We start from the raw sequence: 26,355 nt of genomic DNA on the forward strand, positions 1-26,355 counted from the left end.
GATGGTACTGAAAAAACTCGACGCCCATCTGATCATTGGGACATTTTTGGAGCGCTACAAATCAGACAGCCCGCAGAACGCTCATTTGATCGACAGCATCTCGGACTACTTGACGCAAGAGACAAACGAATGCCCGCCGATTGTCGAAGATCAGCGCTATTACGGATATGCGCTCATGCCGCAGTTGGACAAACTGAAAAAGCGCGGAGACGAGACCGCTTTTTATCGTGCCGCGGAAGTATTGTACAAGACCAGCCACCGCTTTTACGAAAAGCAAAACGTCATGGAGCGCTGCTTCCTGGATGCGATTGAGTTGCGCGACGTCGACGTGGATGCAAGCCGCCTGCAAGAGCTTCTGGCTGTCGAGCAAAAATCGTATGACGCGATGAAAAAGACTGTGGAGCAGTTCGGTATGCCGTTGTTCCGCGAGTTTTTGCGCAAAACGGTGGAAGACTACCGGGCAAGCATCAGCCGGGACTACACTTCTGTCTTTGCGCGCTCCAAGCACATCCTTTTGCTCGCCTACGCCTACGCTATCTCGCCAAACTTGCTGGAATCATTGGGAGAGAAGCTTGAGCCTGTTTACTATCACCTGGTGACGGGCGATACCCGTGCATACGTCGCGGAAATATGGCAAATGGCCAAAAAAGTTGCCGTGCTGCCAGTCAACAGCAACACGTTGACCAGCGAGTCGCTCTATCCGGCGTACTGCAAGGAGAAAAAAGCGCAGGTGCGCGAGACGCACTTCCCGGATGAATCTACATCGGAAAGCTCTTTGCTCAATCAGAGGCATTTGAAGCGCTACTTCGAAATCATGCTCAGCCTGGCGTATTACCGGATGCATGTCAAGGGCGGGATGACAGCGTTTCTCGCGGAGCCTGAAGAGAGCGACCGCGATCTGCTCGCGGCTTTGCAAGTGATGTTCGAGCTGTACCCGCTCGACATTTTGGATCACGACGTCCGCCTGCGCGAGCTCGTGAAGATGGAGGAGCCATACGACTTGCTTTTAGCCATGCGAAGCCACTTGCTCCAGCCGCCTACCAATTGGGAGCAGCTGGAAAAGGTCGTGCTGGCTGACCTCGGAAAATCCAGACGCGCCCTGGACATCGCTGCGATTCCGATTGTGAAAGGGTATTTGTACAAAAAGCTGACCGATCAGGGAGTCGACCTGTCCGCTGCGGACACGACGCTGGAAGCGATTGCGCTGGATGCGCTGCGCCGGATGAAAGGAACGCAAAAGCTGGCCAATTATTTGGAGGGCAAAGACACGCTGGAAGAAGCGCTGGCAAACGTCCATCTGGAAGATTTCGACCGCGTCAGACAGCAAATGATTTTGCTCAGCTTCTTGCCAGTGGAGCATCCTTTTGTAGCTCGACTCACGGCGGCGATGAGCAAATTCGTCGGCAAGTCGGGGCGCATGGTTGGACATATGTGTTACGTCCATGCTTTCCAGAACGACTTGATCAAGCTGGTAGGCATGTACGAACAAGATCCTGAGACAGATATCAAACAGCTTGTTCACCAAATTTTGGCGATCAAAAATTCTCTCTACTACCACGTAGAAGTCAAAGCAGAGCACTATCAGTCGCTCGTTCGCGCCTATCCGCAAATATGCCTCGACGCATTCGACAAGTTTGATACAGAAGTTCGCCTGTTTGTGCTGGAAACGCTTCTGGACGCCAACCAGCCTGTGTCGCGCGAGGTGCGCAACCAGGCCATTCGCCTCGGTCTGTCCGATTCGTCGAAAAAAGTGACGGGACTCGCCAATGCGGCTTTGTTGCACGCGAAGGACGAGGAACTGTGCGTAGAAGTGTACACCACGGAAAAGAAAGCGAAAGTCAAGGAATGGGCGCTTGATGCGATTCGCACCTTGGATAACCGCAAAGACATTTTTGCAGAACTGTTGCAAAAGGAGAAAAACAGCAAGTTCAAGGCGCTGCTCGAAAATTTGATCGAGGCAGACGGCCAAGGGCCAGATGCCAGCATCGCCAATTTGGGCAATCTGATCGACAAACGCAAGCTCGCCCGGATCAAATGGCTGCCGATCGAACTGCTCCCGCAACTGCGCGACGAGCAAGGAAACGAGCTGGGCAAAGAACTGATCGAGTACATTTTGACGCAATCGCTGGAATCGCCAACGGCCCCATCTCCGCATGTGTTGCTGCTGAAAGCTCAGTTCACCGCCGCGTCGGCCGCCGATTTTGTTGCCGAAGTGCTTCGTGCGTGGCTCGACCAGGGAGCGGTGGCAAAAGAAAAATGGGTCATGCCGCTCGCGATTGCGCTCGGTGACAGACGGACGGTCGATACGATCAGCCAGATGATCAAGGAATGGACGGACTACTCCCGCGGAGCGCTCGCCGCAGAAGGAGTGCGGGCGTTGTCCTTCTCGGAAGATTTGGCAGCGCTGCGGCAGATCGATTCGATCAAACGGACGATTAAAAACAAGCAAGTCCGCTCTGCGGCAGAGGAAGCGCTGGGCATGGCGGCGGCCAACCTGAAAATTTCAGCGGAAGAACTGGAAGATCGGCTGGTTACCCAGCTTGGCTTCGATGCGTCCGGCAAGCAAGTTTTCTCTTATGGCGAACGCACGTTTACGGTAAAAGTCAGCAACGAGCTGGAGCTGGAAGTGACCAACGACAGCACGGGCAAGGCGGTCAAAAATTTGCCTGCTCCGACGCAAAAAGACGATCAGCAGCTGGCGGAAGAGGCACGAGCGACTTTTGCCCAGTTGAAAAAAGACCTGAAAAGCATGGTCAAGCTGCAGGCGCTGCGACTGGAAGAATCGTTGTCCAAGTCGCGCTACTGGACGACAGAAGCGTGGAACCGCCTGTTTGTGGAAAATGTGCTGATGCAAAAATTCGCGATTGGCCTGATCTGGGGCGTTTACGAGGACGGTTCGCTCGCGGCCACTTTCCGCTATATGGATGACGGAACGTTCAACACCGTTGACGAGGACGAATACGAGTTGCCAGAACAAGCGCAAATCGGCCTGGTGCATCCGCTGGAGCTGGACGAAGAGACGCTGGCAGGCTGGCGCACTCAGCTGGAAGATTACGAAATTTCCCAGCCGTTTGACCAATTGAACCGCGAACTGTTCTTGCCGACAGAAGAAGAACTGAAAGCGGACGAAGTGCTGCGGCTCCCGGACGGCGCCTACACGCCAACCGCTTTTGCCAAAACGATGGAGAAATACGGCTGGATCAAAGGCACTCCGCAGGATGCGGGCTTCTACTACGAGTTTTACAAGCTGTACGGCAATGTCGTGGCCGAGCTGAAAATCAGCGGAGCGAGCATTTCGTACTACGACGGCATGGATGACGTCACTTTGGAGAGCCTCGCTTTTTACCCGAATGACGACAGCCAGTACAAGTACATGTACTTCAAGCCGATCGACCGTTTGAAGCTGGCGACGCTTCCGGCGCGGATTTTCAGTGAAACGCTCTACGATGTCGTGCGTGCTACCGGGAAGTAATCATGGCAGATTTCAAAAGCGATTTTCAGCGATGGATCGGACTGTGCAACGAGGAATATTTGATCAAGTACGCCAACAAGGGCCTTTACAATCGCGCATGCAAGGAAATCGAGAAGGGCGTTACGGTTTCGTATGAGTTCATGGATGATCATGTCAGGTGCGCGCTGTCGGATGACAGCGTGTGCCTGTTGTACGGAGACATCGAGCGTTTTTCCTGCTCGTGCCCGTCAGATAAAATATGCAAGCATGTCATCCTGGCGATCGTCGCTTACGCCACACAGCATCAGCCAGCAGCTGGCACGGGTGACGCGGGTGATGAGCCTGCCGTATTCAAGCCTGACTTTGGCTGGTTGTTGCAGCTTCATCCGTCCGATTTTTTGCAGGCTTTTACCGCGGCACAGATCGAGGAAGTGCTGTTCCGCTTAGAGTACGTCGAGGCGCTGGAAGTTGCGGAAACGTCCTTTTTGACCGTGACGCTGCAGCTTCAACAGGTCGAGGTTTCGTTCGACCAGGAAGCCGATCTGAGCCGGGCGATGTGCAGTTGCAAGGCAAAAGGCAACTGCATTCACAAGCTGGAATGCCTCTTGCGCTATCGTCTCGTCCATGAGATCGACGACCGGGAAGCGTTGCAGGCAGACATCACGGATGTCAGCTATGACGCAGAGGTGGCGGCGGAGGCGAGAGCTTTGCTGGCCGAAGTGCTCGGAATCGGATTGGCGAAGCTGCCGGAGACGGTTTGTACGCGCTTCGAGCTTTTGGCGATTGCGGCCCATAACGGGAACTTGCCTGCCTTGGAAAAAGATTTGCGCGGGATCAAAGGAGAGCTTGGCCTGTTTTTCCAGCGCCACGTGAAGTTTTCGCAAGACGTGCTGTTAGACAGACTGGCCCGCGTCTACCTGGGGCTGGCTGCCCTGGAAAAAAGCGAGCGTCCGGAGCTGAAAAAACAGCTGCTGGGCAGCTTTAAAAGCAAATACCACACGGTGCCGCACCTGACGCTGTACGCGCTGGGGGCCAATCCATGGGAGACGCGCTCCGGCTACAAGGGTGTGACGTATTACTTTTTCTCGCTGGCAGACAAGCGCATTTACACGTATACCGAGGCCCGGCCTGTTTTTTACGAGGGAACGAGCTTTACGTATGCGACGAGCTACAAAAGCAAGGCGCCATGGGGCGGACTGGTGACGATGGAGGAGCTGTCCCATTCCCAGGTGAGCTTGACGAGTGCGAAGACGAACCGGGAGCAGCGGCTGTCATCGAGCGATGAGACGAAGCTTGTCGTGTTGCCGAGGGAAAATATCGAGGAACTCGATCTGGGCGAGACGCTGTGCCGCGATTTGGCCGAGCGCATGGGCGAGGGAGCAGGCGTCTTGTTTGAGCAGGCGACAGAGCACGTCTTTTTGCTCCCAACGAAGTCCGTGCTGCAAGTGTTTTATGAAGCAGCCACGCAGCAGCTGATCATTACGGTCGAAGCGCACGACGGCGAGAGCATCCCGCTTGTCATTCCATACCAGGGCGAGTTCGACAAAACGATTCGCTATCTGGAAAACAACAAGCGGCTGCTGGAGCTGCGGGACGTGTATTGGCTTGTTCAAGTCAGAGGGGATGAGCTGTACCCGATCAGCATGCTGCAAGGCAAATCATTGACGAGCTTGAAGCTTGATTTATAACGGCAGTGGAGTGTGAGGATTCGCACATGGAGGAGATTTTTGCTTTTCGCGAAAAACTGGAAGATTGGGTGGAGCGCATGCTGCTCAAAGGCATCCGCAAATTCGAGTCTGCTGACCTGGCAACGCTCGCCCGGCTCGAAGCGAGTGCGCGGGAATACGGGATGGACTTTCTTGCCGAGCTGATCGCACGTCTGGCCGAGGCGGGCGGCCACTATATGCGCGACGCAAAAGCGGGAGTTGAGTTGTTGACCGAACGATATTTGTATATGGTACAATACGTCAACATGATGAAAAAGCCTCTGTCACAAGCAGTGGCAGACTGAAGGGGCACGACCAGCCGCTCCCTTCCGTTACGGGGAAGGATAGATGACGATGAAATTCCATATACAGTTATCGGATATGCAAGAATATTTCCCGCAGTTTCTGGCGTCCATGCAGGCGACTTTGCTTGACCGTTCCTGGGAACAACAGGCGATCGCTCCCGCGCATATCGGCTCGGGCGGCATCACTCGGCTGCGGATTCGCCCTGGCATGGAGATCGTCATGACCGACTTGTTGCTGGAAGAAGACATGAAGTACACGATTCAGGAAAACTTCCAGCTGCTGGAGTTGAATTACAGCTTGAGCGGCCAGACGTATTGCGCCTGGAACGGCAAGGAAAAGCAGATCGCAAGCAAGGAAGGCAGCGTCGTCTTTTTGGCAGACGAGAAGGTGTACCTGGAACGAAAAGCGGGGATTCGCAACCAGCACGTGGAGATTCGCATGAGTCCCGAGCATTTTCTCAGCTATTCCGAACAAAGCGAGGATGGCTCGATTTTCGAAGCGTTTTTGAATCGGCATCAGGGCGGCGTAGAGCCTTATGACACGTCACCAGCGATTCAGAAATGCATCCACGATATGTTCTTTTGCACGTACCAGGGGCCGCTCAAACGGTTGTACATGGAGAGCAAGGCGATGGAAATCATCGCGCTGGTCAGCCAAAGTCCCGGCACGGCAAAAGCGCGCAGCAGCGTCAACTTGCGCAAGCAGGATGTGGAGATGCTGGCTCGCGTGCAGGCAACGATTGTGCAAAACTTGGAGAACCCGTACAGCATTCGCCAGCTGTCCCGCATGGCGGGGATGAATGAGAGCAAGCTCAAGCAAGGCTTTCGCGAGATGTACGGCATGAGCATTTTCGAACAGGTTCGGCAGGCGCGGATGGAAAAAGCGCTGGCGCTCATGGAGACGGAACAGCTCACCATCGGGCAGGCAGCCGCTGCTGTCGGGTACAGCAATGCGAGCAATTTTACGGCAGCTTTTCGCAAGCAATACGGCATGAACCCAAGTGAATACGTAAGACGGCAGTTCTCCTAAAAACAACCCGAGCGATGTTCGGGTTGTTTTTCTTCTTTTGCAGGCAGAAAAACAACCGCTACAGGTAGAGGCGCGACGGCTTCGCGGGTGATAATCACTATCAGATGGGCGGCAGCGTCAAGTTGTTGCAGCTTGCAAAGGAATGAGAGGAGAGAAGCAGATTGAAAAAACATTTTTGGATGATCTTCGCTACCGTCCTAGTCGCGATGACGTCGATCGCTACCTTCAATCCGATTTTGGGACTTTTGGCGCGAACGCTGGGCTTTAGCGAAATCCAGTCGGGCAGTCTGGTGACGATTACCGGATTGTTCTGGATCGTCGGCAGTTTTTTATGGGAGAAATGGTCGCGCACCAATCGCAAGCGCTTGATGGTCATTGCGATTCTCGGGTATACGCTGACCTTGGCGAGCTTTGCCTTACTCGCTGACTGGGCAAAAGCAACTCCCGGCAATGCCGTTGTCCTGTATTGGGAGTTGTTCGCGCTGCGCGCCGTTGGCGGCTTTTTCTTCGGGGCGATTCCGACGATGGCCCAAGGCTACTTGATGGAATGGACGACCGCGCAAAATCGCGCTTCCGGCATGGCGTTATTCGGAGGGGCGAGCGGGATGGGCTTTGTTCTCGGGCCAGCTCTCGGGGCGGCTTTGACGCCGATCGGGTTCACTTCCCCGATGTATGTATCGACCGCGTTGCTTGTCGCTGTCGCTATTTTGAGCGGGATCATTTTGCCGGATAGCAAGGGCGGTCAGGTGAAGAAAGCAGCGGTCAAGCTCTCGATGACCGATCCGCGCATTCGCTTGTACATCTTGATCGGCCTGTTGCTGTCCACCGTCATGATCATGCTGCAAGTAACGTGCGGGATTTACATGCAAGATCAGCTTCAATTAAGCGATAAGGCAGCGGCGCAATCGATCGGTGTCGGCCTGTCTGTTGCGGGTGTGATTGTCGTTGTCGTGCAGCTTTTGGTTGGGCGTTATCTCAGATGGCAGCCCGCCCGCCTGCTGAAAATCGGGTTGAGCTCGCTGTTTGTCGCCTTTACTTTGTTTATGCTCGCTCCGGCCTGGTACATCGTCGCTTTTCTTTTCCACGGAATCGGGATCGGATTTACATTGCCCGGCTATATTACGGCAGCGTCTCTGGCCGTTTCGGCGGAAGAACAGTCGGCTGTGGCTTCTTACACAGGGGCGGCGCAGGGTGTCGGCTCGTTTGTCGGCCCGCTGGCGGGGACGATGCTGTACAGCTGGCAGATGTCCATTCCGTATCTCGTTTGCTCGCTGTCGCTGGCGTGCGTTGCTTTGCTCGTGTTTGCCAAGCATCGCGGAGGTCAGCCAGCCAGCGTCTCCTAGGAACTGTTCATGAAGAGAGGTTCGATTGCGAATCTCTCTTTTTTTTGTGAGAAACGTGTCGCTGTTTTTCCAGAAAAGAAAAGGGGATAGAGCCGCTTGCCGTTCACGCAGCATTCATGGCCCTTTAGTGCGATGCGTGAATTGACAGTGAGAATGGTTATCGATAGAGTGTTGTAGAGAACAGTCCAGTCTGCTGGAAAAAAGAGGGGGAGATTCATCTGCAACTGGAACAGTACATCGCCTTGTGGAACCAGGCGACAATCAAAATGATCGATGTTCGGCAGCATCGTCTGCGAGGCGATGAAGCCCCGTTTTCCTACCGCTTGCCAGCCAGCGCATTTTTGTACACGACGATCGGGCACGCCCATGTCTACTTGGATGGGCGTTTTTACGACGCCCGTCCTTTCCACGTCTTGCACAGCGGAAAAGGCTCGCGGGTGGAGATTTATTGCCTGGACGATGCCGTCGTCTTTTATTTGATCCTCTATCAGGCAAAAGTGTTTCTGCCTTGGCGAAAAGAGCTTCGCGTCCTGCTTGAGACAGCCAATCCTTTCGCTCGCACGTACGAAGTCAAGCCGAAAGCCCCGCTCGAACTGCTAGACTTGCTTGTCGCCATGTACGAGGAATGGCAGTCGTCCACACCTTTGCAGCGATTTCACGTCAAAACGCTGTTTCAGCTGTGGGTGCACCAGATTTTGCAGCAGCTCCAGGAGCAGGACGGGAAGACGGGGGCGCTTTCTGTTGTCGAGCAAGCGATTTTATACATACAAGACAAGTACGCGGAGCCTCTGTCAGTGGAGACGATCTCGCAGCGCTTCGGCTATAGCGCCAAGCATCTGTCCAAGCTGTTTAAAAAACAGACGGGGCACAGCTTGATGGAGTTTGTGATCCAGGTCAGGATGGAGCAAGCCAAAGCGTTTTTGCTGCATTCGGATGCCACTGTGCAGGAAATTGCCGAAAAAGTCGGCTACGCCGATCGCTTTTATTTTTCGCGACTGTTTGCGAAATACGTGGGGATGTCGCCGATCCGCTTCAAAAAACAGGGGGAAGCGCTCGGGACGGAAATTTGTCCATACGCTTTGCGCCGTTCGTCCATTGTTCCGCTTTCCGTCCGCCGTTATATTGATAGTGGTTATGAGAATCATTATCGATATAAAGGAAGGAATGAAACATCGATGAACAGTCGCAAGTTGTCAATCGTCGCGACGATGCTGGTCTGCTTCGCCCTGGTGTTGAGCGCATGCGGTGCAGGTACTGGTGGCGGGGCAGGCGCTGCTTCCGGCAATCCGCAAGCGGTTGCGGTCAAAGAGCAAAGTGCCGCGAGCGCAGATAGCCAAAAACAGGTGCGCATCATGAAAACGATCAAAGGAGAGATTGAGATTCCTTCAGCGCCGAAGCGAGTGATCGTCGATTTGTACCTCGGCAGCTTCATAGCCTTGCAGTTCAAGCCGATCGGCACGCCGGAGCTGAATTTGAAAAACCCGTACTTTGCGGAGTCCCTTGTCGGAGTGGAGAACATCGGGGATTACGAAAATATTTCCCTGGAGAAAATGCTGGAACTTCAACCTGACTTGATCTTCACCGGAAACAAGGCCGCTTTTGAGCAGTACCAGAAAATCGCGCCGACGGTTGTCGTTCCGTTTGGACAGCTGAAAAATGTGCACGAAGAGATTACGTTTGTCGGACAGTTGTTGGGCAAAGAGGCGGAAGCAAAGGCATGGCTCACGGAGTATGACCAGCGAATCGCGCAGGCGCGGGAAAAGATAGCCAAAGTCGTTCCGGCAGATGCCACCGTTTCCATCATGCAAGATTGGGGCAAGCAAACAGGCGTCTTCGGCGACAACTTCGGACGCGGCGGCCAAGCCGTCTATGGCGGGCTCGGCTTGAAACCTCCGGCTGCCATCGCCAAGGAGATTATGGAGAAGCAGGAAGTGGAAGTTTCCAGCGAGAGGTTGCCGACCTACGCGGGTGACTATATCATCTTGACCTCCGAAGAGCGGACGATGGCTGATCTGAAAGCCGATCCGATCTGGCGCACGCTCGACGCTGTGAAAAACGATCGCGTCTACATTTGGAAAAAAGCGAAATCATGGTATTTCGACCCGATCGCCACCTTGTCGCAAACGGAAGAGCTGGCGGACTGGTTGGTGAGCACGGGAGCGAAAAAATAGGCAGTTGAATCAGAGCAAGTGCCTTCCTTTCAGGGGTGCTTGCTCTTTTCGTAGGCAAACCGCTGGATAAATCGGTCGGCGACTGGGTTGGCGCGGTTCGCTTCTGCGTGATTGGGGTTACGGTTCAAATCCCGAGTGACGAAGGCAGTGCTCAAATGGGAAAACGATGATATGTTTTCGTCTCACCAGAGCAGGAGAGGGGCAGGTGATTGATGGGCAACTGGAGCTAGTGACTGGGACGTCGCCCTGGTAGCGCCAATTGCATGTCGCAATTGTTTAATCGAAACAAGTCCTGTTCCTCCATTGAATAGCCTTTGTTATCCGATTATAATAGCCAAGTGAAAATGATAATCAATATTATCGGAGGGGTTGTAGTTGTTTCGTTACAAGACAATGATCGGTGCGGCCGCTTTGCTTTTGAGCCTAACAGTTGTACTGTCCGCTTGCGGAAGCAATGCAGATGGTAACAGAAGTTCTCAGTCTGGGGCAGCGCAAAGCTTGAGTTCAAGCGCGCAGTCCGCTTCCGAGGCGGAAAAAGGAGAAATGAGAACGTTTAAAGATTCGTTGAATCGGGAAGTGGTGATTCCCGTTCGGCCCCAAAGGGTGGTCGCTTTGGCCTTTGTCGGCGAAATGTTGGCCCTCGGGCAAAAACCGATCGGAGCGACAGACCAGTTACTGCGATTTTTTTCTGCCGAGGAGAAGCAAGGCATTGCCAACATCGCTGTGGACACAGCGAGCAAGGAAGCCGTATTGGCGCTAAATCCCGACTTGATTCTCGTCTCCGCCCGCATGGCGCCAGAAGAAATCGAAGCCTACAGCAAAATCGCGCCAGTCGTGGCGGTCCCTTTCTTCGGGGACGCATTTGAATCGCTGCATCTCGCCGCAGACATTTTGGGAAAGGAGCAGGAGGAGAAGGCATGGATCGAGCGCTATGAAACGAAAGCCAAACAGCTGCAGGACAAAGTCAAGCCAATGTTCAAGCAAGGGGAAACAGGTGTCGTCATTCAATTTGCCTTAAAGCAAATCTATACATACCGGACAAGCACGTTTCCGACCGTCTATCAGGTGCTGGGCCTGATTCCGCCGAAAAAGCTGCAGGAATTGGAGCAGCAAGAGAATTTCAAGGGAGTTGTACCGCTGGCGGAGGAGGTGTTGCCGGAGTTTGCGGCAGATCGTATTTTCGTCATCGTGAATGACGAGGAATCGCAACAGACGTTTGAAGACGCGAAGAAAGGTGCTGTTTGGAAAAACTTGCCCGCCGTTCAAAATAACCAGGTGTATGTGATTGACAAACGGTTATCTATAGCCGATGCCAGCACGTTGGATTGGGCGTTTGATGAAGTGGAAAGGCTCTTGCTGAAATAAGCACGAAAGCGAAAGGGGGTTCGGACATGGGAAACGCATCGGATGAAAACACGAGGAATCAGTTCCCCTTGTTCGTACTTGAAGAGGTCGAAAAAGTTTGCGTACTTGCGAAGGATACTAGGCGGTTTCGGGCGGAAAGCAGCTTTAGTTTTATGGCTGTGGCAGATGGACAAGGCAAGCTCTGGCTTCAGGAAAACGCTGAGCAGATTGCCAAGGGAGCCTGCTGGATGGTGGAGCCTGCAACCTTTTGCGAAATAGCTAATACGGGGCAAAAGGAGCTGCGGCTGTACCGCCTGTTATTTCGGACAGTGGAGCGCAGTAAAGGGAATAAGGGCGGGGAAACGTTCCGGTTCCGTTTCGATCACGTTTTCAACATGAAGCCGGCTCATCGCGTGCTCGTCGACTGTCAAGCTTTGCTGCGGCGTTGGCCGGCGGAGGATGATATCGAGCAATTCAAAATGCAGATCGCCTTTCAGCAGTTGCTGTGCTTCCTTTTGGAGCAAACGCGAACGGTCGATGCGGAGGAGAACTCGGCCGCTGCAATCGAGCGTTCGATTGCATATTTGCACGATCATTATGCCGATGAACTGACCGTGCAGCAATTGGCGAAGCAAGCGAATCTCGGTGTTCGCCAGTATACCCGTTTGTTCAAAAGGACGACGGGAAAAAGCCCGATCGATTACTTGACCACCTATCGGATCAATCGGTCGAAGGAGGAACTCCTTATCGGTGGCGAGCTGCTGCATACCATCTCGCGCAACAGCGGGTTCAAAGACACGCATTATTTCAATCGGCGATTCAAACAAATCGTCGGCCTTCCCCCGAAACAATATGCGTGCAGTCGTGGCTGCGATACGAAAATCGTCACGCCGCACTATGTTGGGGACATGCTGGCGCTTGGCGTTAAGCCGATTGGCGCGCTCGACATTTCGCTCGATTCGCTTCGGGAAATCGCGAGCAGTATCAAGAGTATCGGCGACAACCAAGTGGAGCTGGCGAGAATTGAACCTCTGCAGCCGGATTTGATCGTGGCTTCAGATTTTATGGTAAGCTCGGAGTTTTCCGTCATTTCCCGACTGGCACCTGTTATCGTCGTACCTTGGGACGAACGGCCGTTCGAGCGCCTTCAGCGAATCGCCCGGGTGCTCGGCAAAGAGGCGGAAGCCAACCAGTGGCTGGAGCGCTACGAGTTGAAGAAAAAGGTTGTTCAGAAGCGAGTGCGTCCATTGGTCGCTCCGGAAATAACGGCTGCTGTTCTGCGCATAGACAATGGCAAGGTGTGGCTGCACGCCCCGCGTTTTTTTCCGACCGTCTACGAGGTGCTCGGGTTTTCTGCTCCAAGCTTGCTGGTGAACCACGTCCAGCAGGATGAACACATTCGCCGAGTGCCGATTGACTTTGCTCGATTCGCGGATTTGCAGGCAGATAAGCTGATCGTCATCCGCGGGAGAGAACAACAATTTCAGGAATGGTTCGACGAATTGCAGCGTACGAAAGGCTGGAAAAACCATGAAGCAGTACGGAGGGGCCAGGTGCATGTGCTTGAGCATCGCTGGGCTTCCTATGAAGCGATCACATTGGAATGGCAGCTGGACCAGGTTGACCGTCTACTATCCCATTTACCAACGACAGGAGTGGGCCGATCATGCTCCATTGTAAAAAGCAGTTGAAGCTGTCTACCTTGCTTATAACGCCGGGTTCGTCTGGCGGGGGATGGCGGGATCAGACGGCGCAGCCGGAACGGATACTGGACTTTGCCTTTTATCGCGAGCTGGCGCGAACGGCAGAGGAAGGCAAGCTCGATTATATTTTTCAACCGGATAAATATACGATATCAGCAAACAGCCCGGAAGAACTTCGCCGGGGGATTAACATTTGGCCCGAGCCTGTGACGTTGCTGTCTGCTCTTGCAGGGGCGACCTCGCATATCGGTTTGTCCGCGACGATATCGACGACCTACCATGAACCGTTTCATGTCGCGCGCATGCTGGCGACGCTCGATCATCTGAGCGGCGGCCGCGCTTCCTGGAACGTCGTCACCTCGATCGGCGATCTGGATGCGCACAACTTTCGCAACGATCACCGTCCGTTGCACGAGCAGCGGCATGCGCATTCTGAGGAATTTCTTGATGTGGTTAAGGCGCTGTGGGACAGCTGGGAGGACGATGCGATCAAGATTGACCGGGAAACGGGCGATTTTGCCGATCCTGCCAAAATTCACACGTTGCATCATGAAGGGGCGTGGTTTTCCGTGCGCGGGCCGCTGAATGTGGCAAGGCCGATTCAGGGTCATCCCGTCATTATCCAAGCCGGACGGTCTGATACTTTCAGGGAACGGGCGGCCCAGCAGGCGGACGTCGTGTTCACCGCTTTACGCACCTTGCCGGAAGCACAAGCTTTTTATTTCGACCTGAAACGGCGCTTGGCCAAATACGGCCGGGCAACGTCTGATTTGCTGCTGATGCCGGGCTTGAATGTGGTGGTCGGCGCAACGGAAGCCGAGGCGAAGGAGAAGCGGGAGCATCAGGAGCGTTTGTTGCTTCCGGAGGCGCGCAAGGATATCGTTTCATCCTCGCTTGGACTCGACATCTCTGGGTACTCGCTCGACGATCCGCTTCCCGAACCGGATCTGGCTGACGCTGGCATGGCTTCGTACAGACAGTGGAAGCAAACAGCGGATCAGCTCGGTTTGGTTACGATTCGCCAGTTGTACGAGCATGTGAGGCAGCAGAGCGGGCATTTTTCGATCACAGGCACTCCAGCGCAAATTGCCGATCGCTTGGAAGAATGGCTGACGAACGATGCTGCGGACGGATTCACTTTCATTCCGCACCTGCTGCCGCAATCGCTGCACGATCTCGTTCATTTTGTCATCCCCGAACTGCAAAATCGTGGCATTTTTCGCACGGAGTACAGCGGAAGTACGCTGCGTGAGCATCTGGGCGTGCCGCGCCCGTCCAATCGGTTCGTGGTGGGGTGAACCTGAAACAGTCCCGAACCGATTAAAGAAATAGAGCAAGGCAATTGCGTTTAAGCGAGAATGGGAAGCGGAGAGCTGAATCAACACATGACCGTGGTCATCTTTACTGAGTGTTTGCAGGCTATACAAGCATCAGATGGATGGGGCGGCGTGCGTGGACACAAATGTAAAGTACAAGAAACCCCCGTCAACAGCACGGGGGTTGGTCACGCTTTATGCTTATTTTTTGGTAGGGTCCAGAGGACTGATCATAACGCTATTATAGTAGACTTGCTCCTTGGAATCCGTGTGGGTAAATATGAGCATGTAGCGATCCAGCTTGTAAATGATCTGGTGTTGCCTTTTGCCGCCATACCAAGGCTGATCGCCAACCACTTCAAAAATTTCCTCTTTTGTCAGCGGGGCAAAGGGAGCTTGGATGACCATGACAGTCGATTCGCCATTGATGCGATTGAGGAAGTAACGGTAGCCGTCCCGCTCAAAAAAATGGGCGTTCGGGACTGGCGATACGATTTCGCTTTCCTGCAAACCATAGTTTGCTTGCAGCTCGTCGCGCGTCGTCTGTAAAGGGATGCTGCCGCCCATGGTTCCCTCAGACAGATGTTTCACGGTATGGGCAAGGAATTTTTGTGCATTTGCGGAAGATTCATATGGACGATAGCTTTCGTACGCACTCCTGTCTGCTGGCTCGTTTTCGAATGCAGCGAAGACAGGCAGGCTGCCAAATAGCAGTAAGCCAATGACGATGATCATTTGTTGCCAGAGCTTCATTAGTACCTCTCCTTATGCGAACGGGGCCGTTATCTTTGTAACAACCATTCATTTTTCCAACGAATAAAAACAGTCATTCACCATGGTGCCAGCAATTTCAGTATGTTCCGGCACGATTTTATCCAGCTTCATTCCCGCCTTTTCCAACACCTTTCTGGAAGCTGCGTGTTCTTCGGAACAAACAGCTGTGAATTTTCGGAAGCCATATGCATGAGCAGCGTGGTCTAGGACAAAAGCAAGCGCTTCGGTTGCATAGCCTTTGCCTTTGTGCGTATCCAAAATAATAAAGCCTACTTCCGCAGTGAGCACGTCACGATCACGGGTGCAGATGCTGATCAAGCCAACGTCGTTTCCGGTGTCTGTTTCGCGAATGATCCAGGTGAGCCAGTGGGTGGAGTCGAGAGTCCACGGAGCCAACTCTTTCGCAAAGTTGCTTCGGATCGCTTCCTCGCTCATAGGGGAGCCGATATGCTGCATGAGGACCGGATTGGTGTAGATGGAGCGAATCAATTCCCAGTCGGGCGGAGCCAGTTTGGTGAGAGTCAAGTGTTGACTGGTCAATGGATTGGACATGGCAGTCTCCTTTTTACATCCGAAGTAGTGTGGCTGTCAGCCGGGAAGGCAAAAGAACGCCTAGTAGCAGCAGAGCGAATGGCGTCTGCATCATTCCTTTGTCAGTTGATTTGGAGTTGGGATAATATTACAACAAGAACGATCGAAAATCACCTCTATTTTCCAGCGACAGCGAAATATTTTCATGATGATCATAAAAAGCTTCCTTTTGCTTATCGCGGTCTGTTTATTTTGAAAACGTGGAAGATGGTGGTAATATAAAAAGAACTTCTTTACGCTTTGCATCCAACGATGTGCGACGGAAAACGCAAAAAGGGGAGAAAGGAGACGAGAAATGTGCTCGATTTTGGCGCTGTTTCTTTAGAATGGGGCACTCTGCTTACGCAAGTGCTCGTTTTTTTGCCCATGCTTTTGCTGTATGGACTTGCTATCTATCTAATTGTGAAGGCCATTCACTTCATGAAGACAAAAATCCGGCTGGACCGCGAGTATAACGAAAAGCTTGCGCAGCTGTCGGAGCATTTGCGCAAGTGATGCGGGATACCAGAAAGGCATTTCTGTCGGCGCGATGTACCGCAAACTGTTTTGCTCCTGGGACATCAACGATTTTCGCTTCTACCGAACTCTTGCGGCTGCCATCCGCGAATGGGAAACGAGCCAGGTGCCGCGGGTGAGAGCAAAGTCAAAAAAGCAAATCCAAAACGAATGGGCCAAGCACTACTACCGAAAATAACAAATCGCCATGAAAAAAAGAGCAGAAGGAAGCCTGCTCTTTTTTCGCGTGGAAAAGAAGGCGCGATCACAAAAAACGCACGAGCGCCTGGACGAACTTTTCCAAATAAGCTTGATCGATTTCGTCAAAACGGTTTTTGCGCGGGCTGTCGATGTCGAGGACGCCGAGCAGTTGTCCGTCTTTTACGATCGGGACGACGATCTCCGACTCGGAAGCTGCATCGCACGCGATATGCCCTGGAAACAAGTGCACATCCTCTACGCGAATCGTTTCCTGCTTCTGCGCGGCGGTGCCGCATACGCCTTTTCCGAACGGGATGCGCACGCATGCAGGCAGTCCTTGGAACGGACCGAGCACGAGTTCATTTCCGTCGTTCAGATAAAAGCCCACCCAGTTGACTTCCTCAAAAAACTGGTTCAGCAGCGCTGCGGCATTGGCCAGATTGGCAACCTGATTGGACTCGCCAGCGAGCAAGGCTTCCAACTGCTTGATGACCAGTTCGTATTGCTCTTCTCTATTTCCTTGAAATTTTTCGACTTGGAACATGGATGGTCCTCCTAACAGCTAATTGTCTATGGCTTTACTCAGATATTATAAAACATCCTGAGGGCATTGGCTTCACGAGATTCTATGGACGAGCAGATTTGTTGCCCACTTTTTCCTAGAAGCGAGCCGAAAGCTCTTGTACAATGAATGAGAGCAGAACATGGAGATTACCTGTAGCTGGGACTGGAGGAAATACAGATGGAAAAAGCGACATTTGCGGGCGGATGCTTCTGGTGCATGGTGACACCGTTTGATGAGCTGCCGGGCATCGGAGGCATCATCTCCGGGTATACCGGGGGAACGGTGGAAAACCCGACCTATGAACAAGTAAAAACAGGCGAAACCGGACACTGGGAAGCGGTCGAGATTACGTTCGATCCCGAGTTGTTTCCATATGAAAGACTGCTGGAGCTGTTTTGGCAGCAAATCGATCCGACTGACCCGGATGGACAGTTTCACGATCGGGGCAGCCAATATCGCACCGCGATTTTTACCCATAACGAAAAGCAGCATGAGCTTGCGGTCGCATCGAAACAAGCGCTGGCGGCGAGCGGTCGCTTCTCCAAGCCAATCGTCACGGATATTTTGCCTGCGTCCGTTTTTTATCCCGCCGAAGAATATCACCAAGGCTACCACAAGAAAAACCCGAAGCATTACAAGGAAGACCGGGAAAAGTCCGGCCGCGATGCGTACATTCAGCAGCATTGGAAATAAAAGCAGCTTCCTAAAAAGCAGCAGGCAAGCCCGACATGGTCTGCTTGCGATCCAAACCCGTCCTGTGCAAAGGGCGGGTTTTTGGTTGGACTTGCCAATCAGGATGAGAACAGGTCGCTAAACCAAGGCAGCGACAAATAGACGCCTGCACAAATCAACAAGAAAATGACCGTTTTCATGATCGCACCCGCCCAAAAATGCTGGGGATGCACGGCGCGTTCGACCAGCCTTTCCAGTACGAGAAACAGCAGGATGGCAAGAAAGGCGAGAATGACAAACCCGATGAACGGTTCCATTTGACTGGCACCTCCCGAATATTTCCTGGCACTTCCATGCTTGCAATCCCTGCGCCGTGTCACCTTACGTCCAGCCTAGATACGTCACTGAAAATCTTTCCACGTAAAATCGATCGAGAGGTAGCCGACATGTCGTTCTTTGATCGGCGCTTTCCCTTTTGTCGCCAGTTCCGGTTTGCGAAAACAGACGAGGTCTTCGTGATAGCCAAACAGGCGGCAAACGTCTGGACGAAACGAATGAATGCCGCAACGATCGTGATTGACGTCGTAGAAAATGCAGGTGCCGGGAAAGCGCTGCTGATGCGCCAAGCCTTCGCGGAGCTTTTTCGGCATGGCTTTCAGCTTTTTATGTATGAGCTTTCGTTCCTTGTCAGTGATGGGTACCGGGCCACAGCATAAGCCTTTGCAGCCCTGACATGGCAATGTGTTCATTACAGCACATCCTTTCATCCAGTTCTTCGCTGTCCCTTGCGTAAAGAATAGTATGAAAGGTTTAAAAGCTGATGTAAATGATTAAATATTTTAATATAACACAAAAATAAATTTTTGTCAACAATTATTCCGATTGTATTCCCTGCTTGTCTCTGCTTGGAAAAAGGTCGCCAATTAGGAAAATATTCTCATGAAACTGGTAATATTTTGGATTAAGGTGTAGAGATGAAAAGGGGGATTGGTTACCGTGAAAAAAATATGTGCATTGCTACTCAGTATCGGACTGGGACTGACAGGTTGCGCTTCTGCACCAGCGGAAACGCCAACTGCGGGAACGCAGGCAAGCTCTTCTGAAAGTTCCGCACCGACCAATGCGACTTCGACTGCCGCTGCACCAGCAGAAACACCCGCTGCGGGAACACAGGCAAGTTCTTCGGAAACTTCCTCGCCGACCAATGCAGCGTCGGCTTCTGCTGCCAATGAAAAAACGAAGATTTCCAAGGCTGCCTTTGACAAGATCGAAAACGGCATGACGTATGAGGAAGCAACGGGGATCATTGGGGGAGAAGGCGAGCTGCTGTCGGAAGCAGGGAACAAAGGGGAGCAGCATCATGCTGTCGTCTACATGTATGAAGGAGAAACGCTCGGAAGCAGTGCCAGTTTGGCATTCCTGGATGGCAAACTGCAAGTCAAATCCCAAATCGGTCTGCAATGAACGAAACCCGTCTGTGCGCTCAGCATCGGACGGGTTTTTATTGGGAGATGTGTGTTAGTTAGGATCTGCTGTCACCAGGGCGATGGCAAAACCGTCGTAGCCTTTGCTGCCGACTGTTTGAATGGCAGTCGCACTCACTCTTGGCTCTGCGGCAACGAGATCGGCGAACTGGCGAACGCCGAGGATGTTAGGATCGGTGCTCGTTTCGTCGATGACCGCACCTTTTCTCACGACATTATCCGTGATGATCACACTGCCTTTGCGCGAGAATTTGAGCGCATAGCGGAAGTAGTCCGGGTTGTTCTTCTTGTCTGCATCAATAAAGATCAGGTCGAACGGTCCTTGATTTTCGCGATCGAGAGCGGAGAGGCTGTCCAGAGCGTCGCCAAGGCGGATTTCCACCAGCGATTCGAGTCCGGCACGAGCAATGTTCGCTTTTGCTACCTCTGCATGCTTCGGTGCGGCTTCGAGCGTGATCAGGCGGCCGTCTTGAGGCAAGGCGCGAGCGAGCCAAATCGTGCTGTAGCCACCGAGTGTACCAATCTCCAGAATGGAGCGTGCCCCTTGAATCTGGGCGAGCAAGTGCAGGAACTTCCCCTGGTTGGGGGCCACGTCGATTGGCGGAAGGCCAGATGCTGCGTTGTGTTCCAAAACGGCGTCCAGTACAGGATCTGCTGAAACCAGTTTCGTCGTAAAATATTCATCTACAGCTGTCCATTGATCGCGATTCATCGTCTCACTCCTTTTTATGGCAAAACTAGCATACCATAAAAGCATCTTTGCCGAAAATATTGGAAAAGCGCTACGATTCAAAGCGACACGAAACAAAATCAAGCGGAAAGTATTGCGTTTGTTACCATAATTTTCGCATGGTATGATCGACCAATTCCGTAGATAATAGAAAAGTAATCCAAGCTAGCTAGTATAATCCAACTTGGGGATTGAATGCGTTCGACTTAATTCAGGCAGATAGGTCGGCGCTATTTTTTTGTTCCATTCATAGGTATTATTACCTAAAAGTGATGGTTGTTGCGAGTTCTATTGTCCTATATCATGAAATCATTCACGTATGACATATGCGTACTACCCCGTACGCCCCGGCCGGAAGCAGCGGCTGGGATTTTTTTTTGTTCACCAAAAGCCATCCAGTGATCTCCTATCGCTTACAAAGCCATATTTGGTATATCCTATTGGAGGACTCGCAATGTTCTTGGGGTCTGCGGCGGCTCAATAATGCAGATGAGCCGCCGCATTTTTTTATGCCAAAATCGCAGGCGGGGATAAATAGTTACATAGTCCTGGACGGTCAAATCGGTCTCCTGCGTCTCTATATTGGAAAGAACCCGCACTCATACATGCTCCATTTCCGGTCATCCTAAAGTAAGGATAACTTGTCAGGAGGTGTTTGCATGCGTACGATACTGGCAATTTTGGCGATCGCGCTGGTCATGACAGGATGCTCGGGGAAAAACAATGCGCAGACACAGCAACAGAACAAGGCAGAGCCGTTGTGCACACCTGTGCCTGTCCGGCATGCGGAGTGGGAAGAGCAGGCGAAAGCGATTGCCGCTAAAGTGGATGGGATCGATGAAGTGGTTGCTGTCCAGATTGACAACGATTTGAACCTCGCCATCAAGGTTAGCAACTTCAATCGCTTTAAACTGCAATCGATTGAAAAAGAAGTGGCGGGCAAGCTGAAAACGGCATTTCCCGATTCGAAAGTTCACGTCACTTCTGATAAGAAACTGTTTATGGACTTGCAATCGATGAGCGGTACGCCATGGCCGACGGATGTAAAAGAGGCGTGCCAGAAGAAAAAAGCTGCAAAAGAGCTGGAAAAGAAAATGAAAGGGTAACTGGGACGAAGACCTCACCATCGCAAGCGGATGGATTGAGGTTTTTTGCTTCGTGTAAAAAAAGAAAAACTCCCGATTGGGGAGTTGAGTTTCTTCTAGTAACGGTCATGATCGTGATGGTCGCGATCGCGTTCGCCACGATCACGATGCAAGTCGATGCCACGCAGCTCGCTTTTTGCTTTTTCAACCAATACTTGATAATCTCTGACCACTTCGGTCAGAGCGGAGACGGATTCTTTATAATCCGGTTCGTTACAAATCCCATCAATCGCCCGATGGAGGTGAAACATTTTATCTTCGGTTTTTCGGATAAATTCTACCCAATCCATGCCGTTCATAAAAATACCTCCTTTCTAAAGCTTAGGCTTTACCCGTTCGCCAAAAAGTATGCAAGTGTGCCTTTGTTTGCCCGTCAAAGTGCGGCGCCCGTCATTTTCTCTAGAAATAAAGTTGTCCAGTACGTAATATAGAAAGATGGGTTTTCATCAGGCGTTCGCAAAAGCAAATGAGGTGCAGGAAATGGATGTATTCGCAAAAGTAAACAAGTCGCTGGAAAAAATCATGCCGTTGTTGACCCCGAGCAGTGTGGCGATTGGCGTGCTTGCGGGATCGCACCTGCAGCCGTTCGCGTTTTTGTCTCCGTGGGTTTTCGCTTTTATGACCTTTGCAGGGAGCCTGGGATCTGGGTTCAAGGAGTTTGCCAAAGTGCTGGCACGTCCGTTGCCGCTGCTGGTCAATTTGATGATTTTGCATGTCATCATGCCGTTCATTGCCTGGGGAGTGGCGCATCTGTTCTATCCCGACGATGTCCATGTCATTACCGGCTTTTTGCTGGCGGCGCTCATTCCGACGGGCATCTCCAGTTTTTTGTGGTCTTCGATTTACATGGGAAACGTCGCGCTGACGCTGTCGATTATTTTGCTCGACACGATGATTTCGCCGCTTGTGGTTCCTTTCGGCATGTACGTGTTGCTCGGGGCGAAAGTAGAGATGGATACATGGGACATGATGCAGGGACTCTTTTTCATGATCGTGCTGCCGTCGCTTGCCGGTATGCTGTTGCATCATCTGTCGCGGGGGAGAGTAAAACAGACGCTGGCTCCCAAGCTTTCTCCGTTTTCCAAACTGGGCATGGGTGTGGTCGTCGCGATTAACAGCTCGATGGTGTCGAATTATTTCCAGGCATGGGACGCCAAGCTGTTCGGGATGGCTGTGTTGGTGCTTTTGCTCGCCATTCTCGGTTACTTGCTAGGCTGGTGGATGGCAAGACTGTTTGGCTGGGAACGGGACGTAATCGTCGCGCTGACTTTTAATAGCGGGATGCGCAATATTAGTGCCGGAGCGGTTATGGCGATTACGTATTTCCCTGCTACAGTGGCCCTGCCTGTCGTGCTCGGGATGCTGTTTCAGCAGACGCTCGCCTCTACGTTCGGCAAGTTTTTGGATGTGGTGGAAAAGCGGCCGCAACCAATCGGGAAGGAAGTCGCCCAGTAGAAAGCAGGAAGATTCTGCTTTTTCATATTGCCTGTTCGCATATTGTTCGTATATAATGAAGCAAACGTACGTTCGAGGGTGATGTTTATGCTGGAGACCATTCTCGTTCCTGTGAACAAGGAGATGCAGCGGGTTCCCGTGCTTACAGCCGTACATCTTCGCGTCTACAGAATGCTGGAAAATGGAACAGAGATTCATACGATCGCGTCCAATCGTCAAATGAGACGGGCAGTAAACGATTTGTACAGGCTAGGGTGGGTGAAATCAAGTGATGAGCGGTATTCGTAACGGCGGAGGACGTCAGCTTTTTCCGCAAGACATGGCTCAGCCAGTGATCACAAAGCAGGAGCGTGAATCGTTTTTGTACATGCTCCGTGATTCCGGCAGGGAAGATTATGGCGTGACAGTCAGCTGGTGGGTGTCCATGGATGGCGAGCGCGGGAATACGCACAGCATGTGGGGCGTAGTCAAGTGGGTTGACCCCAAGGCACGCAAGGTTCAACTGGTCAATGAAGCGAGAAGCGAGTGGATCGGTTTGGAGCAGATCGTGAACGTTCTTGGATAAACGAAACGACCGAAAAAACAAGAAAAGGAGGGGCGCGAAGTCCCTCCTTTTTGCGTGCGAACAGATAGAGAATGATAACGGAAAGAAATGGTGTAAGAAAAACTAACATAAAAACTCAGAAAAATGACAAAACAAGTTGACAATCACTCGTTTCATGTTAGTATATATTACATAGCATGCATTCTCTCCACTTCCTATCTTCGGCCCAGAAATGGGTCCCTTTTTTTGCCCGAGGCCATCGATTATTGCGGATAGGGCTTGCCTTCCCCTTGAAAGAGCTTGCTTACCATTTGATACAAACGGCCGGACATATCCGGGAACACAAAGGAATACTGATTGGCCCCTTCCTTGAGCAAAGCGACTGGCGCTTCAATCGTGTAGGGGATTTTCATCAAATCGAGCATTTTTTTGTATTCATCTACCATGGAGTGATCAACGGTATAATAAAACGATTTGGAAGGGTTCATTTCAGCACGCTCCTTTTCCATATTGTAGCATACGTAAACAAGAAACACTCTGCTGCAGAAGCTGGCAGAGTGTTTTTGCGTACCAAGAGCAGGTCGTTTAGCTGCTGAAAAAGCTCCTGCTGGAATGTTTTCTTTTGTAGTGGGAACTGCCGTAATGAGAGTGTCCGTGCCCCCTGTGGCTGGACCCGTAACCTTTCCGGTATTTGCGGTCGCTGCTGCTGTATTTCCGGTATTTGTGGGAAGCATTCGAGTGATTACCCAGTAAATTTTTCAAAAGCTTTTTGAACATCCCCATCACTCCCAATTGTCTTGTCAGATTCGGCTGCGTATTCGTATATACGCATATGTCTGGAGACAGTTTCACTTTGTTTCGCTTTTTTTATGCAAAAGCGGTCCGATGCGATCAATCCGATTTGTCCAGATTCCTCCGTTGAACTTCTCGGGAACCCGGTTCAAATCGGCCGGGGTATCGAAGCCTTGGGAGAAGTCGCCGCTTCCTGCCACCAGGATGACGCGAGTATCCGCTGCTTCCATTCTTTCCATGAAGCGATTAGGCCAACCCCACAGCCAGGGAGCGATTTGATCGGGAATATGCAGCTGGGTCCCGGCGCAGGCGTCCGGAACGTATCCGGACCAGCCGACAGCGATGTAAGGAATCAGGCAGCTTTTCATCGTGCTCATCGACATGACGCGCAGCTCCGGCATTGCTTGCTTCAGCGTGGCAACAGGCTCGTCGCCGCCGTATACAGCGAGCTTCGCCAGCCGTTCTTTCGGCAAGGGCTGCAAAAAGGCGGCAAGCGCTTTGCCTTCGTTTGGATCGTGGCTTTTGATGTGGATCAACAATGACTCCGTCGGAAATTCCGTCAGAACCTCGTCGAGAGAAGGCATCAGTCCGACACCTTTGCCGCGAAAAGGATACGTGCGCCCGCCGTCTGCCGTGTAGTTGTAGCCCACGTCCAGCTTTTTCAGCTCGGACATGGTGAAGTCTCTCGTCACCCCTTCGCCATTGGTGCGACATCCGAGCGTCCAGTCGTGAAAGACGGCGAATTGAGAATCTTTCGTCCAGTGGACATCGAGTTCAACGGCATCGGCTCCGGCTGCGAAAGCCGCGCGCATGGAAGGAAGCGTATTTTCCAGGTAAGGATGTTCTGGTGGGTAAATTTGCTCGGCTGTGCACGTTTCGTTTGTGATTCCTTCCATATGAAAGGTTTGCGCCACTCCGCGGTGAGCCAGCAAAAAAGGAGAGCCGTCAGGCGGACTCGCCAAAAAAGAGCTGTTGACGACCCACATATAGAGAAGGAGCGTCAGGAATGCCCAAAAGAAGATGCGGCGCAACCGCTTCTTTTTCGGTGCCGATTTGATGTTTTCCATAGATGGAGCGGCCTCCGGTGCTGTATGACCTGTTTTTCTACCGCTATTTTACCAAAGCAGGCGCCAGGAGGAAAACATGTCTCTGTGCGCAAGAGGGACTTGGCACGGGGAAAAAAGACTGGCAGAATAGAGCGTACGTATGGATTGACTTACCGAGCAGGGGGAGTTCGATGAAAATAGCGCTGCACCAGATCGCCTATCAAATCGGGATGCACCCAAACGAGATGGCCAAGCTGGTTTACGAGGGAGAAATTACGGGTGAAGTGCCTAACCGCAATCCGCAAGCGAAGGATGCGTGGGTGGATTTGCATTCATTGAAAAACTTCATTGAATGGAAGTTCGATCAAGGGGCATTTGACCAGATGTTTTTCGATAAAGCCATGCGGCATGTCAACAAAGCGATGGGAAACAAATAAAGCGCAAGCGAAAAAGGAGACATACTTTCGATGCAGGAATCGATCATTTATTGCATGGTGCCAAAAGCTTACTGGGAACAGTGGAAAGAGAAGGAGCATTACCTGCCCCGCGACTACGAGCAGGAAGGTTTTATTCATGCCACAAAAGGCGACGAGCTGTTGGGGAAGGTAGCGGACCGGGTATACGGCGCATTTGAAGGGGAGTTGTTCGTCCTCGTAGTCGACGAGAGCAAATCCGCTTCTCCGATCAAATACGAGCAGGCGAGCGACGGACTGCTTTATCCGCATATTTACGGTCCGCTCAATCACGATGCCATTGCCGATATTCGCCGGATGGAAAAAGTGGACGGGCATTGGCGCATCGGCGGGTCTATTCGCTAGTCGTTTATCCGGCTTATCCGTTCCAGTTGAACTGATTCAGCAAATCGCGCACTTCCTCGCGCTTGGATGCAGGCAGCTTGTCGAGTCTGCGCAGCAATAGCGCGATCCTTTTGCGCTGCTCGATTTCGGGGAACGGCTCGGCATGCCTGCTCACCCATTGGCGCTTGAGCCGCACCGGGTCTGTCTCCGCGATGATTTTTAACAGCTTTCGTTCCAGAAAATCAAGGGAAGCCATCGGTCAAACTCCTCTTCGTCCAAAATCAGATGCTACCAGTTTATCATACATACTTCTGGCGTGAACGGAGAACAATGGTACAGGTAGTGAATCTAGTTGGAACCAGAGGAGGAATTGTGATGGCAAAACCGGATGATCGCTCTGACAACGCTGCCAAGCTGCAAGAAATGGCGCGAAATACAGAGGAAAATATCAACGAGGCGAATGACTATCTGGCTGCGCACGCAGGGGAGATTTCCGCCAAGGAACGTGCGGACATCGAGGCGAAGAACGAGCGTCGTGCAGAAAGTGCAGAAGGCTTCCGTTCGGAAATCGAGGATGAGACGTCCCAGTGAGCTGAAAATCATCTCGCATCGACACCTGCCACAAGAGTTGCGGCAGGTGTTTTTGGCATGGAGCGGGGAAAAGTGCAACAAAACATGAATTGTTTTGCGAAACA

At 52.1% G+C, this 26,355-nt stretch carries 30 protein-coding genes; 19 read left to right on the forward strand and 11 right to left on the reverse strand.

The genetic code is table 11. The features are described from left to right. The first annotated feature begins 1 nt into the window (after position 1). The 9 genes from HP435_RS14025 to HP435_RS14065 all read left to right on the forward strand — a co-directional run bounded on the left by HP435_RS14025 (position 2) and on the right by HP435_RS14065 (position 14,351). Positions 2 to 3,472: a DUF4132 domain-containing protein gene (locus tag HP435_RS14025; RefSeq protein ID WP_173598761.1), complete on the forward strand. Its 3,471-nt coding sequence runs from the start codon at positions 2 to 4 to the stop codon at positions 3,470 to 3,472. A gap of 2 nt (positions 3,473 to 3,474) precedes the next feature. Continuing rightward, positions 3,475 to 5,139, forward strand: coding sequence for an SWIM zinc finger family protein (locus HP435_RS14030; RefSeq protein WP_173598762.1), 1,665 nt, complete (start codon positions 3,475 to 3,477; stop codon positions 5,137 to 5,139). 26 nt (positions 5,140 to 5,165) lie between these two features. After that, positions 5,166 to 5,462, forward strand: a complete 297-nt coding sequence (locus tag HP435_RS14035; RefSeq protein WP_122963346.1) for a hypothetical protein — start codon at positions 5,166 to 5,168, stop codon at positions 5,460 to 5,462. Between the two features lie 49 nt (positions 5,463 to 5,511). Next, on the forward strand, positions 5,512 to 6,492 hold the full coding sequence (locus HP435_RS14040; RefSeq protein ID WP_167470247.1) for a helix-turn-helix transcriptional regulator: 981 nt from the start codon (positions 5,512 to 5,514) through the stop codon (positions 6,490 to 6,492). A 161-nt stretch (positions 6,493 to 6,653) separates the two neighbouring features. Next, entirely contained in the window at positions 6,654 to 7,835 is a 1,182-nt protein-coding gene (locus tag HP435_RS14045) for an MFS transporter (RefSeq protein ID WP_122963344.1), read from the forward strand. 266 nt (positions 7,836 to 8,101) lie between these two features. Then, positions 8,102 to 10,006, forward strand: coding sequence for an AraC family transcriptional regulator (locus HP435_RS14050; protein WP_122963643.1), 1,905 nt, complete (start codon positions 8,102 to 8,104; stop codon positions 10,004 to 10,006). Positions 10,007 to 10,549: 543 nt separating this feature from the next. Next, on the forward strand, positions 10,550 to 11,371 hold the full coding sequence (locus HP435_RS14055; protein WP_229049909.1) for an ABC transporter substrate-binding protein: 822 nt from the start codon (positions 10,550 to 10,552) through the stop codon (positions 11,369 to 11,371). A gap of 26 nt (positions 11,372 to 11,397) precedes the next feature. Further along, on the forward strand, positions 11,398 to 13,041 hold the full coding sequence (locus HP435_RS14060; protein ID WP_173595938.1) for an AraC family transcriptional regulator: 1,644 nt from the start codon (positions 11,398 to 11,400) through the stop codon (positions 13,039 to 13,041). Further along, entirely contained in the window at positions 13,017 to 14,351 is a 1,335-nt protein-coding gene (locus HP435_RS14065) for an LLM class flavin-dependent oxidoreductase (RefSeq protein ID WP_173598764.1), read from the forward strand. The genes HP435_RS14060 and HP435_RS14065 overlap by 25 nt, the downstream gene beginning before the upstream one ends. Positions 14,352 to 14,570: 219 nt before the next feature. Here HP435_RS14065 and HP435_RS14070 read toward each other — a convergent pair whose 3' ends face one another. Together HP435_RS14070 and HP435_RS14075 are read right to left on the reverse strand one after the other, a co-directional pair. Further along, the gene (locus HP435_RS14070; RefSeq protein WP_173595940.1) at positions 14,571 to 15,122 is read right to left on the reverse strand and encodes a hypothetical protein; all 552 of its coding nucleotides are present in this window, start codon (positions 15,120 to 15,122) and stop codon (positions 14,571 to 14,573) included. A 48-nt stretch (positions 15,123 to 15,170) separates the two neighbouring features. Continuing rightward, positions 15,171 to 15,695 carry a GNAT family N-acetyltransferase gene (locus HP435_RS14075; protein WP_122963340.1) on the reverse strand — a complete coding sequence of 175 codons (525 nt, stop codon included), beginning with the start codon at positions 15,693 to 15,695 and terminating at the stop codon, positions 15,171 to 15,173. A gap of 336 nt (positions 15,696 to 16,031) precedes the next feature. Between HP435_RS14075 and HP435_RS14080 the strand changes: the two genes are divergently transcribed. Continuing rightward, positions 16,032 to 16,229: a hypothetical protein gene (locus HP435_RS14080; RefSeq protein WP_173595941.1), complete on the forward strand. Its 198-nt coding sequence runs from the start codon at positions 16,032 to 16,034 to the stop codon at positions 16,227 to 16,229. 265 nt (positions 16,230 to 16,494) lie between these two features. Here the strand turns inward: HP435_RS14080 and HP435_RS14085 are convergent, their stop codons facing one another. Further along, positions 16,495 to 16,974, reverse strand: coding sequence for a GAF domain-containing protein (locus HP435_RS14085; protein ID WP_173598765.1), 480 nt, complete (start codon positions 16,972 to 16,974; stop codon positions 16,495 to 16,497). Positions 16,975 to 17,172: 198 nt separating this feature from the next. Between HP435_RS14085 and msrA the strand changes: the two genes are divergently transcribed. Then, on the forward strand, positions 17,173 to 17,688 hold the full coding sequence (gene msrA / locus HP435_RS14090) for a peptide-methionine (S)-S-oxide reductase MsrA (RefSeq protein WP_122963337.1): 516 nt from the start codon (positions 17,173 to 17,175) through the stop codon (positions 17,686 to 17,688). 98 nt (positions 17,689 to 17,786) lie between these two features. Here the strand turns inward: msrA and HP435_RS14095 are convergent, their stop codons facing one another. Further along, entirely contained in the window at positions 17,787 to 17,984 is a 198-nt protein-coding gene (locus HP435_RS14095) for a hypothetical protein (RefSeq protein ID WP_173595942.1), read from the reverse strand. 84 nt (positions 17,985 to 18,068) lie between these two features. Then, a complete protein-coding gene (locus HP435_RS14100; protein WP_122963335.1) occupies positions 18,069 to 18,416 on the reverse strand; it encodes a YkgJ family cysteine cluster protein in 348 nt (115 codons plus the stop codon). Between the two features lie 247 nt (positions 18,417 to 18,663). Between HP435_RS14100 and HP435_RS14105 the strand changes: the two genes are divergently transcribed. Beyond that, a complete protein-coding gene (locus HP435_RS14105) occupies positions 18,664 to 19,131 on the forward strand; it encodes a DUF3862 domain-containing protein (protein ID WP_122963334.1) in 468 nt (155 codons plus the stop codon). A 54-nt stretch (positions 19,132 to 19,185) separates the two neighbouring features. On the opposite strand, the gene HP435_RS14110 is transcribed toward HP435_RS14105, so the two are convergent. After that, positions 19,186 to 19,863: an O-methyltransferase gene (locus HP435_RS14110; protein ID WP_122963333.1), complete on the reverse strand. Its 678-nt coding sequence runs from the start codon at positions 19,861 to 19,863 to the stop codon at positions 19,186 to 19,188. 677 nt (positions 19,864 to 20,540) lie between these two features. Between HP435_RS14110 and HP435_RS14115 the strand changes: the two genes are divergently transcribed. Continuing rightward, entirely contained in the window at positions 20,541 to 20,987 is a 447-nt protein-coding gene (locus HP435_RS14115) for a YhcN/YlaJ family sporulation lipoprotein (RefSeq protein ID WP_122963332.1), read from the forward strand. 95 nt (positions 20,988 to 21,082) lie between these two features. Here HP435_RS14115 and HP435_RS14120 read toward each other — a convergent pair whose 3' ends face one another. Next, positions 21,083 to 21,325: a hypothetical protein gene (locus HP435_RS14120; protein ID WP_063231054.1), complete on the reverse strand. Its 243-nt coding sequence runs from the start codon at positions 21,323 to 21,325 to the stop codon at positions 21,083 to 21,085. Positions 21,326 to 21,506: 181 nt separating this feature from the next. Here HP435_RS14120 and HP435_RS14125 point away from each other — a divergent pair, with 181 nt between their 5' ends. From HP435_RS14125 to HP435_RS14135, 3 genes are all read left to right on the forward strand, one after another. Further along, positions 21,507 to 22,481 carry a bile acid:sodium symporter family protein gene (locus tag HP435_RS14125; RefSeq protein WP_122963331.1) on the forward strand — a complete coding sequence of 325 codons (975 nt, stop codon included), beginning with the start codon at positions 21,507 to 21,509 and terminating at the stop codon, positions 22,479 to 22,481. 87 nt (positions 22,482 to 22,568) lie between these two features. Next, positions 22,569 to 22,769: a hypothetical protein gene (locus HP435_RS14130; RefSeq protein WP_122963330.1), complete on the forward strand. Its 201-nt coding sequence runs from the start codon at positions 22,569 to 22,571 to the stop codon at positions 22,767 to 22,769. Beyond that, positions 22,753 to 23,046 (forward strand): YolD-like family protein, encoded by a 294-nt coding sequence (locus HP435_RS14135; protein WP_122963329.1) that lies wholly within the window; start codon positions 22,753 to 22,755, stop codon positions 23,044 to 23,046. The genes HP435_RS14130 and HP435_RS14135 overlap by 17 nt, the downstream gene beginning before the upstream one ends. A gap of 242 nt (positions 23,047 to 23,288) precedes the next feature. Here HP435_RS14135 and HP435_RS14140 read toward each other — a convergent pair whose 3' ends face one another. The 3 genes from HP435_RS14140 to HP435_RS14150 all read right to left on the reverse strand — a co-directional run bounded on the left by HP435_RS14140 (position 23,289) and on the right by HP435_RS14150 (position 24,884). Then, positions 23,289 to 23,513, reverse strand: a complete 225-nt coding sequence (locus HP435_RS14140; protein WP_122963328.1) for a hypothetical protein — start codon at positions 23,511 to 23,513, stop codon at positions 23,289 to 23,291. Positions 23,514 to 23,610: 97 nt separating this feature from the next. Further along, a complete protein-coding gene (locus HP435_RS14145; protein WP_122963327.1) occupies positions 23,611 to 23,802 on the reverse strand; it encodes a hypothetical protein in 192 nt (63 codons plus the stop codon). A 71-nt stretch (positions 23,803 to 23,873) separates the two neighbouring features. Continuing rightward, the gene (locus tag HP435_RS14150) at positions 23,874 to 24,884 is read right to left on the reverse strand and encodes a glycerophosphodiester phosphodiesterase family protein (protein ID WP_173595943.1); all 1,011 of its coding nucleotides are present in this window, start codon (positions 24,882 to 24,884) and stop codon (positions 23,874 to 23,876) included. Positions 24,885 to 25,054: 170 nt separating this feature from the next. Between HP435_RS14150 and HP435_RS14155 the strand changes: the two genes are divergently transcribed. After that, positions 25,055 to 25,300, forward strand: a complete 246-nt coding sequence (locus HP435_RS14155; protein ID WP_173595944.1) for a hypothetical protein — start codon at positions 25,055 to 25,057, stop codon at positions 25,298 to 25,300. Between the two features lie 30 nt (positions 25,301 to 25,330). Then, positions 25,331 to 25,681 (forward strand): DUF952 domain-containing protein, encoded by a 351-nt coding sequence (locus HP435_RS14160; protein ID WP_173598766.1) that lies wholly within the window; start codon positions 25,331 to 25,333, stop codon positions 25,679 to 25,681. 13 nt (positions 25,682 to 25,694) lie between these two features. Here the strand turns inward: HP435_RS14160 and HP435_RS14165 are convergent, their stop codons facing one another. After that, positions 25,695 to 25,916, reverse strand: a complete 222-nt coding sequence (locus HP435_RS14165) for a hypothetical protein (RefSeq protein WP_122963324.1) — start codon at positions 25,914 to 25,916, stop codon at positions 25,695 to 25,697. 119 nt (positions 25,917 to 26,035) lie between these two features. Between HP435_RS14165 and tlp the strand changes: the two genes are divergently transcribed. Then, positions 26,036 to 26,251 carry a small acid-soluble spore protein Tlp gene (gene tlp / locus HP435_RS14170; protein WP_122963323.1) on the forward strand — a complete coding sequence of 72 codons (216 nt, stop codon included), beginning with the start codon at positions 26,036 to 26,038 and terminating at the stop codon, positions 26,249 to 26,251. The last annotated feature ends 104 nt before the right edge of the window (positions 26,252 to 26,355 follow it).

The organism is Brevibacillus sp. HD3.3A, assembly GCF_013284375.2.
Taxonomy (GTDB): domain Bacteria; phylum Bacillota; class Bacilli; order Brevibacillales; family Brevibacillaceae; genus Brevibacillus; species Brevibacillus parabrevis.